We start from the raw sequence: 348 nt of genomic DNA on the forward strand, positions 1-348 counted from the left end.
AGATATTGATGAAAGACCTGAAGCAGCCAATAACCGAACACGAATCGGTGACTGGGAAGCTGATACCATGATTGGAAACAAACACAAAGGTGCATTAGCAACCTTGGATGAGCGAAAATCAAAACTACGACTAGCTTTGCCAGTTAGTCGTAAAAGCGCTGAAGAGGTCACGCATGCGATTACGCAAATGCTTGAACCTATAAAAGAAGTAGTGCTAAGCATCACATTTGATAATGGCAGGGAGTTTGCAGCGCATGAAGTGATAGCAAGCAGATTAGGATGCGAAACATATTTTGCTAAGCCTTATCATTCTTGGGAAAGAGGGCAAAATGAAAACGCAAATGGCCT

At 42.5% G+C, this 348-nt stretch carries 1 protein-coding gene; it reads left to right on the forward strand.

Features of this window, described 5'->3' with window-relative positions; all coding sequences use genetic code 11:
* Nucleotides 1-348, forward strand: a 348-nt coding sequence (locus tag ACFFIT_RS02080; protein ID WP_385876059.1) for an IS30 family transposase, incomplete at both ends; no start/stop codon positions are given.

Origin of the sequence: Thorsellia kenyensis (assembly GCF_042432445.1) — a bacterium.
GTDB classification, from domain to species: domain Bacteria; phylum Pseudomonadota; class Gammaproteobacteria; order Enterobacterales; family Thorselliaceae; genus Thorsellia; species Thorsellia kenyensis.